The 14,466-nt window shown below is 44.2% G+C and carries 16 protein-coding genes; 4 read left to right on the top strand and 12 right to left on the bottom strand.

Annotation, left to right across the window (positions count from 1 at the left end):
* Positions 1-93: 93 nt before the first annotated feature.
* From EAL2_RS09220 to EAL2_RS09240, 6 genes are all read right to left on the bottom strand, one after another.
* On the bottom strand, positions 94-939 hold the full coding sequence (locus EAL2_RS09220) for a fumarate hydratase (RefSeq protein WP_025436101.1): 846 nt from the start codon (positions 937-939) through the stop codon (positions 94-96).
* Positions 940-1,188: 249 nt separating this feature from the next.
* On the bottom strand, positions 1,189-1,626 hold the full coding sequence (locus tag EAL2_RS16090; RefSeq protein ID WP_330375760.1) for an RNA-guided endonuclease TnpB family protein: 438 nt from the start codon (positions 1,624-1,626) through the stop codon (positions 1,189-1,191).
* Positions 1,556-1,978: a helix-turn-helix domain-containing protein gene (locus tag EAL2_RS16095; RefSeq protein ID WP_025436102.1), complete on the bottom strand. Its 423-nt coding sequence runs from the start codon at positions 1,976-1,978 to the stop codon at positions 1,556-1,558. Before EAL2_RS16095 ends, EAL2_RS16090 begins: the two co-directional genes overlap by 71 nt.
* A 6-nt stretch (positions 1,979-1,984) precedes the next feature.
* Positions 1,985-2,389, bottom strand: a complete 405-nt coding sequence (tnpA, locus tag EAL2_RS09230; protein WP_025436103.1) for an IS200/IS605 family transposase — start codon at positions 2,387-2,389, stop codon at positions 1,985-1,987.
* 122 nt (positions 2,390-2,511) lie between these two features.
* Positions 2,512-4,011: a hypothetical protein gene (locus EAL2_RS09235; protein WP_025436104.1), complete on the bottom strand. Its 1,500-nt coding sequence runs from the start codon at positions 4,009-4,011 to the stop codon at positions 2,512-2,514.
* 159 nt (positions 4,012-4,170) lie between these two features.
* Positions 4,171-4,563 carry a D-Ala-D-Ala carboxypeptidase family metallohydrolase gene (locus EAL2_RS09240; protein ID WP_051489133.1) on the bottom strand — a complete coding sequence of 131 codons (393 nt, stop codon included), beginning with the start codon at positions 4,561-4,563 and terminating at the stop codon, positions 4,171-4,173.
* Between the two features lie 192 nt (positions 4,564-4,755).
* Between EAL2_RS09240 and EAL2_RS09245 the strand changes: the two genes are divergently transcribed.
* A complete protein-coding gene (locus EAL2_RS09245; protein WP_025436106.1) occupies positions 4,756-5,199 on the top strand; it encodes a HutP family protein in 444 nt (147 codons plus the stop codon).
* Positions 5,200-5,245: 46 nt separating this feature from the next.
* On the opposite strand, the gene EAL2_RS09250 is transcribed toward EAL2_RS09245, so the two are convergent.
* Positions 5,246-6,166: a sensor domain-containing diguanylate cyclase gene (locus EAL2_RS09250; RefSeq protein ID WP_025436107.1), complete on the bottom strand. Its 921-nt coding sequence runs from the start codon at positions 6,164-6,166 to the stop codon at positions 5,246-5,248.
* A 360-nt stretch (positions 6,167-6,526) separates the two neighbouring features.
* On the opposite strand from EAL2_RS09250, the gene EAL2_RS09255 reads away from it, so the two are divergent.
* Genes EAL2_RS09255 through EAL2_RS09265 form a run of 3 tightly spaced genes read left to right on the top strand, consistent with a single transcriptional unit; the run spans position 6,527 to position 9,201 of the window.
* A complete protein-coding gene (locus tag EAL2_RS09255) occupies positions 6,527-7,519 on the top strand; it encodes an ABC transporter substrate-binding protein (RefSeq protein WP_025436108.1) in 993 nt (330 codons plus the stop codon).
* Positions 7,520-7,529: 10 nt separating this feature from the next.
* Positions 7,530-8,441: an ABC transporter permease gene (locus tag EAL2_RS09260; RefSeq protein WP_051489218.1), complete on the top strand. Its 912-nt coding sequence runs from the start codon at positions 7,530-7,532 to the stop codon at positions 8,439-8,441.
* Positions 8,407-9,201: an ABC transporter ATP-binding protein gene (locus tag EAL2_RS09265; RefSeq protein ID WP_025436109.1), complete on the top strand. Its 795-nt coding sequence runs from the start codon at positions 8,407-8,409 to the stop codon at positions 9,199-9,201. The genes EAL2_RS09260 and EAL2_RS09265 overlap by 35 nt, the downstream gene beginning before the upstream one ends.
* A 79-nt stretch (positions 9,202-9,280) precedes the next feature.
* Here EAL2_RS09265 and EAL2_RS09270 read toward each other — a convergent pair whose 3' ends face one another.
* The 5 genes from EAL2_RS09270 to EAL2_RS14820 form a co-directional block, all read right to left on the bottom strand.
* Entirely contained in the window at positions 9,281-10,762 is a 1,482-nt protein-coding gene (locus tag EAL2_RS09270; RefSeq protein ID WP_201770166.1) for a TrkH family potassium uptake protein, read from the bottom strand.
* Positions 10,755-11,411: an NAD-binding protein gene (locus tag EAL2_RS09275; RefSeq protein ID WP_242842514.1), complete on the bottom strand. Its 657-nt coding sequence runs from the start codon at positions 11,409-11,411 to the stop codon at positions 10,755-10,757. The genes EAL2_RS09270 and EAL2_RS09275 overlap by 8 nt, the downstream gene beginning before the upstream one ends.
* A 10-nt stretch (positions 11,412-11,421) precedes the next feature.
* On the bottom strand, positions 11,422-11,874 hold the full coding sequence (locus EAL2_RS09280; RefSeq protein ID WP_201770167.1) for a potassium channel family protein: 453 nt from the start codon (positions 11,872-11,874) through the stop codon (positions 11,422-11,424).
* A gap of 77 nt (positions 11,875-11,951) precedes the next feature.
* A complete protein-coding gene (locus tag EAL2_RS09285; protein WP_025436113.1) occupies positions 11,952-13,256 on the bottom strand; it encodes a nucleotide sugar dehydrogenase in 1,305 nt (434 codons plus the stop codon).
* Between the two features lie 2 nt (positions 13,257-13,258).
* Positions 13,259-14,464, bottom strand: a complete 1,206-nt coding sequence (locus tag EAL2_RS14820; RefSeq protein WP_025436114.1) for a glycosyltransferase family 4 protein — start codon at positions 14,462-14,464, stop codon at positions 13,259-13,261.
* Positions 14,465-14,466 lie beyond the last annotated feature (2 nt).

The following is a 14,466-nucleotide window of genomic DNA, read 5'->3' on the forward strand; positions in this document are numbered from 1 at the left end:
AATATTTTTTCAGTTCTGAATATTTTTTTACGATTTTGAATGAATTTTCACAACCCAAAAAGACCTGGAGTAAGTATCCAGGTCTTTTTGGGTTTATATGACTCTTTCTTCGTGCCTTGAAGCATGGCAGTTTATGTTTACAGCCACAGGGAGCCCCGCTATGTGGGTGGGGTATGTTTCTATGTTCAGAGCAAGCGCCGTTGTCCTTCCCCCGAGTCCCTGAGGCCCTATGCCCAGGCAGTTTATCCTCTCAAGCAGCTCTACTTCAAGCTCCCTTATGTGCTCCTTGTCGCTGTGCTTTCCAATCTCCCTCAGCAGCGCCTTCTTGGCAAGGTATGCCGCCTTGTCCATTGTTCCGCCGATGCCAACGCCAACTACAATAGGCGGGCACGGATTTGGACCTGCAATAGAAACGGTTTCAACCACAAAATCAACTACGCCTTCTACCCCGTCCGAAGGCTTGAGCATCTTAACCCTGGACATATTCTCGCTTCCAAAGCCTTTTGGCGCAACTGTGATTTTGATCTTGTCGCCTTCTACAATCTGTGTGTATATTATGGCCGGCGTGTTGTCCCCAGTGTTGACCCTGAGCAGCGGATCTGAAACCACAGATTTTCGAAGGTATCCTTCAGCGTAGCCCTGCCTCACGCCTTCGTTTATTGCATCCTCCAGGCCTGCGCCTGTTATGTGCACCTCCTGCCCAAGCTCTACGAATATCACTGCCATTCCCGTATCCTGGCATATAGGCACACATTTTTCCCTGGCCAGATTGGCGTTTTGAACTATTATCTCGAGTATCCCTTTGCCTGCAGCCGACTCCTCTATAGCTATGCTGCCTTTTAGGCTATCCAGCACATCCTCCTGAAGGTTAATATTCGCGCTTATGCACATCTCCTTTACCGCCTGCGTTATTAACTTCGCATCCACTTCCCTTAGCATCGCATCCTCCTAGTATCACGAGACTTCCATTTCTCTGTTTTTCCTACTCTTTTTAATATAATAATACATCTAAAATGCGAATACTACAAACCTGGATATGAATTCCCCTAAGCATCATCAGTCTTTCTAGATCGTTTCTTAGGTGAACTACCCCCACTTTAGAAGTGGGAGCTTCTTGGTCAATAGAGCTACCGCTCCAAGTTTACCCAAGCTCCTAAGGTCGTCCCGACCTCGAAAATACCAAAACTATTATATTAGTTTCAGCAAATTTTTTGCCGCGTTTATATCACGCTCGTGTACTGCTCTACACTCAGGGCAAGTCCACTTTCTTAGTCCAAGATTTTTGACTTCTGGATTTTTATATCCGCAGTCTGAACATAATTGAGAACTGGCATAATTCGATGGTGCGATAACCAAATCTCTGCCATTCCACTTAGACTTGTATTCAAGCATTGTCCTAAACATGCTCCACGACACTTCGAATATGGCTTTTGCGAGACAATGATTCTTCAGCATATTCTTCACTTTGAGGTCTTCAATCGCTATTGCTTGGTTTTCGCTGACGATTTTAGAACTAGCCTTATGAAGAAAGTCTTTGCGCTGATTGGCAATCTTCTCATGCAGCTTGGCTACTTTGAGCCTTGCTTTGGCTCTGTTGCTGCTGCCCTTGGCTTTGAATGTAGCCATCTTCAATGGTGACTGTGCCTTTTTGATTGTTGGTCGTGTAGGCGTGCCTATTGGACTTCTTCGACTTGAATCTCGGAAAACCCACGGACTTATCTCGAAAGAAGTTCTTGTACGCCTTGTTTAGATTGAGTTGAGCATTTGCAAGAGCTAAGCTGTCTACTTCTTTGAGCCACTCAAACTCCTTCTTGTACTCGGCAGGAGTGTTGTTTAAGCTCTTGCCAGTTTGCTTGTAATACTCGATTCTGTCTGCAAGCATTCTGTTGTAGACGAATCTGACACAGCCGAAGCACTTGGCGAAGTATTCTCTTTGCTCTGCATTTGGATAGATTCGATACTTGTAAGCTCTTAGCATAGCGGTTCACCTCGCTTTCTGATCTTGGCTTTCGATGTACTGTCTGACAATATCAATGGGCGCACCACCCGTAGTTAGCAGGCAGTAACTCTTGCTCCAAAAGTATTCTTTCCACAAATATTGCTTGATAGTTGGAAACTCTTTCTTAATCAGCCGACTGCTTGCACTCTTATACGCATTTATAAACTTTGATATTTCTGAGTTTGGACAGCCTCTAAACAAGACATGGACATGATCTTTGTCGTGATTCCATTCTTCAATAGTGATTCCGTACTTTGGAGATATATATTCGAAAATTTCTCTCAGTCTGTTGGAAATAGCACAATCTATTACCTTACGACGATATTTTACAACTAATATCAAGTGGTAACTCAATTTGAATACTGAATGATTGTTTGTATCAAGAATCATTGGCATCACCTCGTATTCATTGTATACCACATTTGCCTTACGGCAGGGCTATCCATCCTCACCCTACGCTCTCACTATCGTGAGCAAGGTGGCCTTGAGAGTGGGGAATTCCGCCCAATTCGTTAAAGTTTCTTGAAAATCTTTTTTGCGGAATAGAGCATATCCATCGATACCAGCGCTCCATTCAAGGTGTTCTTAAACGAGGGTTTGACAGGCTCTCCAAGCACCTCCGGCCACATTATCTCAATCATACTTCTGTAAAGGCTGCAATTGTACTTGTTTCTGTAGGAATCATTAACCGAAAGCAGCATCTCCAGAAGATTTCTGCAGCTAAAAGGCGAATATTCCTCTATTGCTATATCTGCCTGGCTCCTCTGCGAAGCCTCCCAGCCAAGCCCCTCTTCCCATATAAAAAGTGACAGCAAGTCTATGTTCATTTCCTTTGCAAGCTTCGAATTCTTATTGATCCATTTATCACACATTCTCACGACATAGTCGTTATTTCCTTCATATCCGATGAATGTTGAAAAAAGCTTGCCATTTGGAGACTTTATTGTGCCGCAGTAGTTTCTTACAACTTCGCTCACTTGGCTTGTGATATTAATCCTGTCATTGAACATTCTATAGAATATGTTATAAGCTCCCGGAATATTCTCAGCTATGGGGTATGCAGTGTTATCCATATATGCCCTGCTAAAATCCAAATCCGCTTCGGCTCCGGGATTGAGAACCTTAAATGGTATTCCCAATTCCTCGAACATATTCCTTGGTATGGTCATTTCCTTGCTTTCGTCATCCATCCAGGGATACTTGATTATATAATAAGTCACTCTGTCTCTAATGTCCTTTGTGGCCGCTAGCACAAGGCGGCTGTCCCATCCCGCAGTCACAGGGATTATCAGCTTACCTCTTCTTGATATTGCATTCATGAAACCCTTAAGCATCCAACAGGCCATTTCACTTGAAGCCTGGCGTGACCTTTTCCTTAGAGGCTTTAAGGGCCAATACCTTACTACCTCACCCTCAATTAAGTCCAGATAGAAATTGGGGTTTAACCTCCTTGTAGCCTTATATATCGTGTCTTCCCCTACCCACTGCCTGAGAGAATTTGCGAAATCTTCACTCTCGTAAAACTCCTGTACTCCCTTGTCCGTGTTCATTTCGAGTTCCATATATCTTTTCATTATCGGAAGCTGAGTTGCGCATGCCAAGCCTTTGCTTCCCTTATGGTAATATAGCTCCATCTGGCCCGCCGCATCATTATAAATCCTACAGCATTTGTCATCCTCGTATATCATGACGAACCTTCCGCCAAGGCTGAATGTAGCCTCAATAAAGCTGTCGAAATCCCTGTTTTCCCTTAACAGCATTTTCAGTATGTCTCCGTTACCGTATTCAGGATTCTGCCAATCCAAAACGTATCCCAGCAGAACAATCTTTCTTTTTTCGTCATCGGCGATTGTCACTTCAAGCTCGGGATGTACATGAAGAACAAGTCTGTCGTTGCGTATGCCGTATGTTTTCCACTCCGAAGGCCCGTCAATCGTATAAGGCATTATTATATATTGTTTCCTATATATAAGTCTTTCGTACAATAATTTATCGTAACCGGTATTATCCATCTCAACCTCCAAAGTATGATACTTTTATTACGTCTTATCCTGCTTCCTAATAAATAAGCTGTTCCCGCAAATCCGTTCTCCAGGAAGTAATCGCAGCTTAATATACAGGCTGATTATAATATATTATAACAAAAATACGTCTTTAATATGAAACAGTTTCTATTTTCCGCGCCAAACGTCATACTGCCTTCCACAGCTGTTTATCAAAGTCTTCCTCACATCCACATGGACAAAGCTTCCGTATATGCCTACGCCTTTAAAACCGGCTTGTATAGCAGCTCTAGCTATATCCTCCATGCCCACCCCTATGACCTTTATATCGGCAGCGCGCCCTTCCAGATGCTGCGACCCGTCTGCTCCGCCTACGCTCCTGTTATATTCCCTGCTTCTGTAGCCGCTTGTTATGACAACAGGCCTTTTGAAGTAGTCCCGCAGAAGTTGCAGCCTCTGCACCAGCTCTGCATCGACATATACGCTCCTTTTCTCATCCCTGCACGCAAACTCCGAGAGCGAAAAATCCCTCGAAAGCTTAATATCCCTGACAACCACCATGCCAACTCCCCCTTTTCATGCCTTGCGCAAATATTACTTCCTATATTAAATATTCATATTCATGGTTTTTTTTGCACTCGAAAGGGAATAAAATATTATTAAGTAAGCTGCATGCATTTATGCTATAATGTGACATAAATGGCCCCAGTATGCATACAGTTGGCCGTTATAATTTTCGGGCAGGTGAAAAATATGATGAAAAGCATAGACGTGGCCAAGGCCGCAATAAAACTCGCTCTTTCAACTCGCGAAGAGGAGGAAAGGCTTGCCAGGGATTACAAAAAAGCGGGCATACTTTCTACGGGCGTGGATGTAGGGGGCAATCTCATACAGTCCATACCCAAGATAATCGAAAGGGCGCTTGTGGCGTCAAAGCGCACGGGAATAATACAAAACCTACACATACACGAGGGCGCCATAATAGGCGCAGCCAGGGAAGCAATCAACCAGGTTTCCGAGAAGGCCACAGGCTTTAGCGTAGGAGGAAAAATAGGCATAGCCCGCTCCGGCGAGCACATAAGCATATGCCTTTTCCTGAGCATCGGGGTGCTCCATCTCGATGACATGGTAATAGGCCTTGCACACAGATCTATACCTGTGCTCGAGAATGAAAAGGTCTATTTCAAATCAGAATAGTCGAAATAAAAAAACCGCATTTTTTCAAATGCGGTTTTTTTCCGTGTTATCTATAATGATTCTCCTCGACGCTTTGCTTCCAGTTGTACATCTCCTTGTCTGCCGCCCTGAGCAACTCCACAAAGCCTTCTCCGTCAGAGGGATATATGCTTATGCCATAGCTGCAAGAAACCTGAAGCTTTTGGCCGTCAATCTCCAAAATATCCTCTATGGATTTTTTTATCCTCTGGGCAATGGTTTCGGCTTCTTCTCTGTCTTGCTCTCCCGGAAGCACTATTGCAAACTCATCTCCCCCGAATCTGGCCGCAAAGTCTGCGCCCCTTACAGAATTCTTGAGCTTTTTGCCTATGAGGCTCAGCATCTTATCGCCTGTGACATGCCCGAGAGTGTCATTTATGTGCTTGAAATCGTCAAGGTCTATGAAGACAAGGGCGAAGCCGCCGCCTCCCACACTCGCCTTTAGTATCTCCTCTTCAACCCTCATCTTAAAAAACCGCTTGTTGGGCAACTCTGTGAGATCGTCATGAAGAGCCATGTGGAGGTATTTCCTGTTGCTGACTACTTCATTTTCGAATTCGCCGTCGCCCTCGCTCACCTCGAATATCACAGCGTGAATCAGCACTTTACCCCCAAGTTCCACTGGAGCCAGGAAAACCTTGACATTCTTCTCGGTCCCGTCAAAGGTGTAGTGCTTCATATTTGACATGCTTATACCGGAGAGCGCAGCCTTGAGTCTCAACTCGGCGTCCTGCTTTTGAAATCTATTTATGCTGCATATGTCCATTCCTATGAGGCTTTCTCTGCCATAGCCATAAAAGTTTTCCGCCGCCGCATTCGCCTCGACTATCACTCCCGAGTCCGGATCTATTATGAGCATGATGCCAGGGTAGTTTTGAAACATGAGTCTGAAAAAATCAAACTGGTCTTGTTCACCTTTTACGTTTATGCCGAACGACAAATCTGCCACAAAGCAACACCTCTGATTTTTTTGTTCAATTCACATCATTTTATTTACATCATTTTATCATATATATTCATGTTTTTGAAATTGTTTAATTGCGTATTCGGAATTTTCAAAAATAATCACGCGCCGGCGCATGATTATTTTTTGTCAATCCATGGAGCCATTTAATCTCCAACGCTTCTTGTGTATTGTATCGGCAAAAGCAGGGTTGACTTTATACCCTCTTAAATATATAATTTTCCTCATACAGCCTTTTCATATGAGTTGAAAATGGCTAAAAGCACTTGTAGGCCCTAGGGGCGCGTAGGATTTTAAAGCATCAAACAATCAAATCACAATTTCAAATCTTAGGAGGATGGTAGTATGGTAAAGAAACTCATATCTATTTTTTGTGCTTCAATTCTTTTGTCCACTTCATTTTTAGGAGGCTGCTCAAAGGCTCCGGACGAATCCGCAAATTCAGAAAAAACGTACAGCATTGGAATTTCACAGCTTATTGAACACCCTGCACTCGACGATGCAAGAAAGGGTATTATTGACGCGCTCAAAGAAGAGGGCTTTGTTGAAGGCCAAAACCTTGAGATAGACCTTCAGAACGCTCAGGGCGAGATGGCCAATGCCCAGACTATAGCAGACAGCTTTGTCGCCGCCAAGAAGGATCTGATAGTTGCAATAGCTACTCCTTCAGCTCAGGCTGCATACAACTCAACAAAAGACATACCTATAGTCTTTACTGCTGTAACTGACCCTGTAAGCGCAGGCCTTGTGGCTTCTCTTGAAAAGCCGGGCGGAAACGTTACGGGCTCAAGCGACGCTGCTCCTATGGAAAAACAGTTTGAACTTATAAATCAACTTGTTCCTGACGCAAAGAAAATAGGCATAATATACAACACAAGCGAGGCCAACTCTCTGGTTCAGGTAAAGCAAGCTAAAGAGGTTGCTGCAAAGCTTGGACTTGAAATAGTTGAAGTTGGAATCACAACTGTAAACGACATAGACCAGGCGCTAAACTCAGCAATTGGAAATATAGACGCGCTATATGTGCCTACTGACAACACTGTTGTATCCTCAATGCCTCTTGTAGCCAACAAGTGCATTGAAAACAAGATACCAGTAATAAGCGCAGAGGACGGCGCAGTCAAAGGCGGCGCACTCGCTACAGAGGGAATCAACTATTACAACCTTGGACTTCAGACAGGCAAAATAGCTGCCAAAATACTAAAGGGCGAAACTGCAGGAGCGATACCTGTTGGCCTTCTTGAGGACACTACACTTGTTATAAACGAAACTACTGCCGGAAAGCTCGGAATTACAATTCCTGAAGAACTTAAATCAAGGGCAGAGTTTGTAAAATAGACTAAGGGAGATGACTCAATTGCTGGATTTTTCAATAAATGTGCTTCAGATGGGACTAATATTTGCAATAATGGTCCTTGGAGTATATATAACATACAGGATACTCGATTTTCCAGACCTATCGGTTGACGGCAGCTTCGTTACAGGAGCAGCCGTCGCCTCTGTACTTATATTAAACGGCGTAAACCCTTTCATATCATGCCTTGCAGCATTTGCATCAGGGCTGGCTGCAGGCTTCATAACAGGATTCCTTCATGTGAAGCTTGGCATAACCAACCTTCTTTCGGGAATACTAGTAATGATAGGACTTTACTCTATAAACCTCAGAATCATGGGCAAATCGAACCTTCCGCTTTTCAACAACGAAACCATATTTTCATTGGAGATGCATCCACTTATTGTCATAGCAGCATTTGCAGTGGCATCAAAACTGCTGCTCGACTTCCTGCTGTCGACAAAGCTTGGATTTCTAATAATAGGCACTGGCGACAACCCAGACATGATAACCTCACTCGGAATAGACACCGGCAAAATGAAGATACTTGCTCTTATGCTGTCTAACGGCCTTGTAGCCCTTGCAGGCTCCGTAATGGCTCAGTACCAGAGATTTGCAGACGTTGGAATGGGAACAGGAATAGTTGTAATGGGGCTTGCATCCATAATATTCGGAGAGACTATATTCAAGAGAATTTCCATAATGCTTCCGACAACAATGGCGCTGCTTGGCTCCATACTGTACAGATTCAGCATAGGCGCGGCGCTCAATCTTGGGCTTTCGCCTACCGATCTTAAGCTTGTAACATGCGTAATAATAGTTTTTGCCCTTTCTGCCGGCAACGCACACAGGTTCACCGGACTCAGAAGGTTATTGAAAGGAGGGGTTGCAGGTGCTTCAGCTAAACAATCTGTACAAAACCTTTAACAAAGGAACTGTAAATGAAAACAACCTATACAGGGGACTTTCTCTAAGCGTAAACGACGGCGACTTCATAACGATAATAGGCGGCAACGGAGCCGGCAAGTCGACGCTCCTAAACCTGGTTTCCGGCAAGATAGATCCGGACGAGGGCTCGATATTTCTTGGAGGCTCCGACATAACTCACATGCCTGAGTTCCGCAAGGCCAGGTCTATAGCCAGGGTTTTCCAGGATCCTTCAAAGGGCACATGCCCTTCAATGACAATACTTGAGAACATGTCGCTTGCATACAACAAGGGCAAGATATACGGCCTCTCAAGGGGAGCCAGCAAGAAGCAGACGGGACTCTTCTCTGAACTTGTTTCCCAAATAGGCATAGGACTCGAGGACAAGCTCCACACCAAGGTCAGCCTGCTATCGGGCGGCCAAAGGCAGGCGCTTTCGCTCATAATGTCTACAATGACTTCTCCTGAGCTACTGCTTCTGGATGAGCACACCGCAGCGCTCGACCCGAAAACTTCTGAGGTAATAATAAATCTTACCGAAAAAATTGTCACCGAGAAGAAGATAACAACTCTGATGGTGACCCACAATATGAACCACGCCATGAAGATGGGCAACAGACTGCTTATGATGCAAAGGGGCAGAATCGCCATCGACATATGCGGCGAGGAAAAGCAAGAACTCACTCAGGATAAGCTGCTTTCTATGTTCGAGAAGGCAGGCTGCGAAGATGAGGTTAGCGACAGAATGCTGCTGGCGTAAAAAGAAACCTGATAAAACTTGGATTCCACGTTTTATCAGGTTTTTTAGCGTACGGCCGATTATTTCACCGGATTTCCCATTATGCTCGCTTTTGCACCCGAAGCAATTTCACAAGATTTATAAACCCAAAGAACACCACGAAAAACTCCAGTCTCCCAAGGAACATGCCTGCTATTTCAGTCCAGAGGATTATTCCCGGCGCGCTAGGCGAGGTTATTCCAATAGAAAAACCGACCGTGCCAATTGCCGATGCAAACTCAAACATTGAATCCCTGAGACTGTAGCCGTTTATGACAAATACAATTATGCCGGCAATATAAACACTCATATACATTATTGCAAAACAGGCCGTGCTGACAATATGCTCGCTGCTTATTTCGTATTGTCCCTCTGCTCGTTCAATATACTCATGCCTAATCTCATTTTTAGGTGCAAAATACCTCCTCATGCTCCAGTAGAGCGCCTTAAAAAGCAACAATACCCTGTACTGCTTAATCCCCCCTGATGTGGAACATGTACCTCCCCCTATTATCATAAGCATAATTACTACTAGTATTCCAAAATCATCCCACCTATTGTAGTCTACTATTGTATATCCAGTACCCGTAAGGGCCGATATGAGCTCGAAAAACGAAGCTCTTGCAGCCATTTCTGCCGAATTGTAAATCCTCGAAGTCGAAAACAAAAAAACAAGCGGTATGAACAGCGACAATATAAATGCAAGTAATCTTATTTCTCCAAGCTTGAAGAATCTTCGCGCCTCTCCCTTGACTAGCATATAGTGCGTTCCAAAGTTTATATTTCCAAGGAGCATGAGCATAATTGTTATAAGCTCTATCCGTTTGCTGTCATAGCTGCCTATGCTTCCAGGCCTGGTTGTAAATCCCCCCGTGGCTATGGCGCAGGCAGAATGGTTTATGGCCTCAAAGAAAGGCATTCCCGCTTCAATGTAGAATGCCGCGCCTATTATATAGTAGCTTATGTATATAATCATTATGCTCTTTGCTGATTTTACGACGTTGGGAACCACGTCCTCCCTTCCCTCGGCACTGTAAAATCCAAAGCCATGGGGACCTATTATGGCGGATATCATAATGACAGCTAGACCTGCGCCTCCTAAGAACTGCGTTATGCTCCTCCACAAAAGTAACAGCTTAGAGGTATTCTTCACGTCTGCTACTACAGAAAGTCCCGTTGTAGTCCAACCGCTTACAGATTCGAAAATAGCTTGCGTGAAATTCATGCCTCCCGATATCATAAACGGCAATCCCGATATAAGCACCGTCAGACTCCAAGTTATTATAACTATTACGCCGCCTTCTTTTGTTGTTAATATTTCATCCTTCCCATCACCCTTAGAATTAAATATGAATCCTATTATTAGCGCCAATGCAGCAGGAATTAAAAATCCCGCTGCATTAGCAGACTCCTCCGGATAAAATGGGATCAGAAGGAGAGGCAGAAGGTATATAAGCGAAGATCCCATAAGTATCTTGCCGGCGTAGCCCCATATAAGCCTGCGCCTTTGTTGCATCACGTCTGAATACGTCAAATCAATCAACCCTTCCCTTAATTGCCTCAATCACCGCGGTCTGCACGCTACTTAGAGAAAGTATTATGAGTCTGTCACCCTCTTTCACTACGGTGCTCCCACGTGGCACCATCTGCCGCTCTCCCCTTATAATAAAGGCTATTACCGAATCCTCGGGCAGCGAAATCTCCGCAAGACTCTTTCCTGCCGATTTAAAATCATCTGCTATTTCTATGTCCATTATGCCAATCTTCCCATCTTCCATGGGCATAAGGTTAATTATCTCCTCTACAGAAATCTTCTGATCTATCATATTGTATATTATATCAGCAGTGCTTATTACAGTGCTTACGCCAAGGCGTTTGAACACGTCTATATATTCAGGCTCGTTTACAAAAGCCAATGTACGATCGACTCCATACACCCTTCCCGCAATCTGGCAAGCCACAAAATTTTCAGCGTCATTGCTCGAAATGGCCAAAAGTACATCATTGTCCATAACTCCCGCATCTTCAAGTATTGCCGGGTCAGTACCGTCTCCATGGACAATAGACGCCTTATGTATCTTGGCGAGTTTTTTGCACTCCTCCTCATCCCTGTGTATAATCGTCAGCTTGTGCCCTTCCGAAATAAATTTTTTTACGAGGAAATGCACCTTTCTATATCCAGCTACAACCATTATATTCAACCTAATCACCTCCCTCATCATTCTCTATGCTATCCTTGAAGGCCTCGGCTGAAAGGGTCATGGGGCATATGGTTTTAATTTCCAATTCCTCATATACATTCTGTCTGTTGGGCTCGTAGACTCTTGCAATAACCTTTCTAACGCCGTATATAGTTTTTGCTATCTGCGCCAGCATTATATTGGTGTTGTCATCATCAGTTATAGCTGCAAAAACATCCGCATTCTCAATTCCAGCCTTCTTCAAGGTGTCCAGTTCTGTGGCGTCAGCCTCAAGAGCAAAACCTCCAAAACCCTCAACCAGTCTTCTGAAAGCAGAAGGTTTCATGTCTATTATTACAACGCTTTTACCAGATTCAAAAAGTGCATTCGCAAGATGCGCTCCCAGCCTCCCACAGCCTACTATTATCACATATTCATCATTAATTCCATTTTTGCCCATGAAATTCATCTCCATAAAAGTATTGGGACAGGAGGCTACTATATCATCCCCTTGTCCCAGCTGAATTAATTATCTAAGTATCTAATTATCGATTATTCCGCCATATCTTCCGCCTCAGCCTCCTTCACATCCACCTTGCCACTGCCCAGCACCTTGACTTTAAATCCTGCCCTTTCGAGTTCTTCTCTGTCCATGAAGTTGCGAAGGTCGAAAAAAACTTTTCCCTTAGTAAGCCTGCATAGCTCTGTAAAATTAATTTTTTTGAAGGCTTCATGATTCACGCCAAGCACAACCATTTCACTTTCACTTGCCGCCTCTTCAAGGCTTCTCGCTTCACATGAGAACTTCGTTGCATGCGGATCATAAGCGGCGACTTCATATCCTCTGTTGCCGAGTACGGAAATTAGATCTATTATAGGGCTCTCCCTCGTATCATCAACATCCGCCTTATATGTAACACCCAAAATACATATCTTACGCGAATAGTCGCTTTCTCCTAGCATTCCATCTATTGCATCCGCCACAAAATGCGGCATAGAATCGTTTGTCTGTCTTGCCATTTTTATTATCCCTGCGGTTTTAGGATTTTTTTCGACTATGAACCATGGATCCACTGCCAGGCAGTGTCCGCCTACGCCAGGCCCCGGCTGGTGTATGTTCACTCTGGGGTGCTTGTTGCACAGTCTTATGACTTCCCATACGTCTATGCCTGTTTCCTCACATATCTTGGCAAGTTCATTTGCAAGGGCTATGTTGACATCCCTGAATGTATTCTCCATTACCTTGCACATTTCTGCCGTTGTTTCATCAGTCAGAAAAATTTCACCATTTACAAAGGTCTTATATATGTCTTTTATCTTTTCTGCGCTTATCCTGTTTATGCCGCCCACTATACGGTTATTGCCCACCAGCTCCATTAGTATTTTGCCCGGCAAAACTCTCTCAGGCGAGTGTCCCACATACAACTCTTCGCCAAGAACAAGCCCGCTGCGCTCAAGTATTGGACATAGGACATCCCTTACCGTTCCCGGAGGCGATGTTGATTCAAGAACTACTATGTTGCCTTTTCTGACGTATGGAACTATACTCTCTGCCGCCTCAACAACATATCTCATGTCAGCCCTCTTGTCATTTGTTATAGGCGTTGGCACTGCTATTATAAAAACATCGGCTTCCTCTGGCTCCGTGCTGCCTATAAGATTCTCTGATTTGACAGCCGCCTGCACTAATATATCAAGATAAGGCTCTTCTATTGTTATCTTAGCATTGTTGAGCGCATCAACAACCTTGCTTCTCACGTCCACGCCAATTACATTGTGTCCATGTGTTGCAAACATCGCAGCCGTTGGTAAACCAATATATCCAAGTCCCAGAACACATATTTTTTTTCTCTGCATGCTCATATTCCTCCCAAGACATCATTGTATACTTCCATCAGCTCTATAGCATGGTTTTCAGGAGTCCAAGAAGCCTCCCAGTATCTTCTGTGAGCTTCCCGCCCCATTCTTCTAACCAAAGAGTCACTCCCCATAATCTTGAGCTTTTGCACAAGATCATCTATGCTTCCCCTTTCAAATATAAACCCGTCCTCGCCGCTTTCAACGAACTCTTCTGCAGAAGAGCCGCTTGATACTATTGACGGAATTCCAAGAGCTTTGGCTTTTAGTACGGCTAAAGCATGCATCTCATTAAGCAACGTGGGGAAAACAATAGCTCTCGATTCGCGAAGTAGTCTTATTTCATTTTCAGGCCTCAGCCTCCCGCTGAATAATGCGCCCGGTAATATTTCTTCAAGTTGTTTTCTCATCGGCCCATCACCTATGAAAGTGGCTTCAACGCCCGCCAATGATGCGGCTTGCGCAAATATGCCGGCTCCATTTTCAGCTCCTAGTCGGTCCAAGAAAGTGAAAACCTTGCTTTCCGCCACCCTCTCCGGACCTTCATTTTGTATATTAACCGGATTTTTCACCCTGTATATTCTGGCTGATTCAGACAGATATGGACGAAGTATTCTTTCGCTATACTCTGAAATGCTTATAAAGGCATCAACGCCTGCAGGCACCCTGCCTTTTTTCATCTGTATCGCCTGCCGTGAGCATAGCCACAGCTTGTGCATATACCCCCGCTTTTCACAATTGCTCCTTATGCATGCTGCTGAAAGCCCCTCGAGTTCGCAGCAAGATTCATTTCTGCAGTCATAAAAATTGCCATTGGGACATGCAGTAAAATAATCGTGAAGTGTGAGCACGCACTTGAAGCCCCTGTCTTTAACTACTCTTAGTGCAGCTGATGAAAGGATATTCACAAACGAATGAAAATGAACTACAGTGTTGTTCTTATCTAGTGAACCCAGCAAACGTCCCAAGGACACATAAGCCTTTCTGTTCCATAATCTGCTGTTCTCATAGCTGTTTTCTATGATATCCTTTTGGTCCATACTTATAACTGTTATGTTCTTGTGAATTAACTTTTCATCAATCGGCCCTGCAGCACAAAAAAATATCACACTCTCGCCAGCTTGAGCAAGGGCTCTGGCACTCTCAATGGCTACAGCACTTGAAACTCCTTTTATGTCTGCATAGTCATTGACTATAACTATTTTCATTT

This window comes from Peptoclostridium acidaminophilum DSM 3953, from assembly GCF_000597865.1.
In the GTDB taxonomy this organism is placed as follows: Bacteria; Bacillota; Clostridia; order Peptostreptococcales; family Peptostreptococcaceae; genus Peptoclostridium_A; species Peptoclostridium_A acidaminophilum.

Coding starts and splice junctions, on each gene's coding strand:
- EAL2_RS09220 (WP_025436101.1), bottom strand. CDS start 939: ATGCTAAGGGAAGTGGATGCGAAGTTAATAACGCAGGCGGTAAAGGAG.
- EAL2_RS16090 (WP_330375760.1), bottom strand. CDS start 1,626: ATGGCTACATTCAAAGCCAAGGGCAGCAGCAACAGAGCCAAAGCAAGG.
- EAL2_RS16095 (WP_025436102.1), bottom strand. CDS start 1,978: ATGCTAAGAGCTTACAAGTATCGAATCTATCCAAATGCAGAGCAAAGA.
- tnpA (WP_025436103.1), bottom strand. CDS start 2,389: ATGATTCTTGATACAAACAATCATTCAGTATTCAAATTGAGTTACCAC.
- EAL2_RS09235 (WP_025436104.1), bottom strand. CDS start 4,011: ATGGATAATACCGGTTACGATAAATTATTGTACGAAAGACTTATATAT.
- EAL2_RS09240 (WP_051489133.1), bottom strand. CDS start 4,563: ATGGTGGTTGTCAGGGATATTAAGCTTTCGAGGGATTTTTCGCTCTCG.
- EAL2_RS09245 (WP_025436106.1), top strand. CDS start 4,756: ATGATGAAAAGCATAGACGTGGCCAAGGCCGCAATAAAACTCGCTCTT.
- EAL2_RS09255 (WP_025436108.1), top strand. CDS start 6,527: ATGGTAAAGAAACTCATATCTATTTTTTGTGCTTCAATTCTTTTGTCC.
- EAL2_RS09260 (WP_051489218.1), top strand. CDS start 7,530: ATGACTCAATTGCTGGATTTTTCAATAAATGTGCTTCAGATGGGACTA.
- EAL2_RS09275 (WP_242842514.1), bottom strand. CDS start 11,411: ATGGTTGTAGCTGGATATAGAAAGGTGCATTTCCTCGTAAAAAAATTT.
- EAL2_RS09280 (WP_201770167.1), bottom strand. CDS start 11,874: ATGGAGATGAATTTCATGGGCAAAAATGGAATTAATGATGAATATGTG.
- EAL2_RS09285 (WP_025436113.1), bottom strand. CDS start 13,256: ATGCAGAGAAAAAAAATATGTGTTCTGGGACTTGGATATATTGGTTTA.
- EAL2_RS14820 (WP_025436114.1), bottom strand. CDS start 14,464: ATGAAAATAGTTATAGTCAATGACTATGCAGACATAAAAGGAGTTTCA.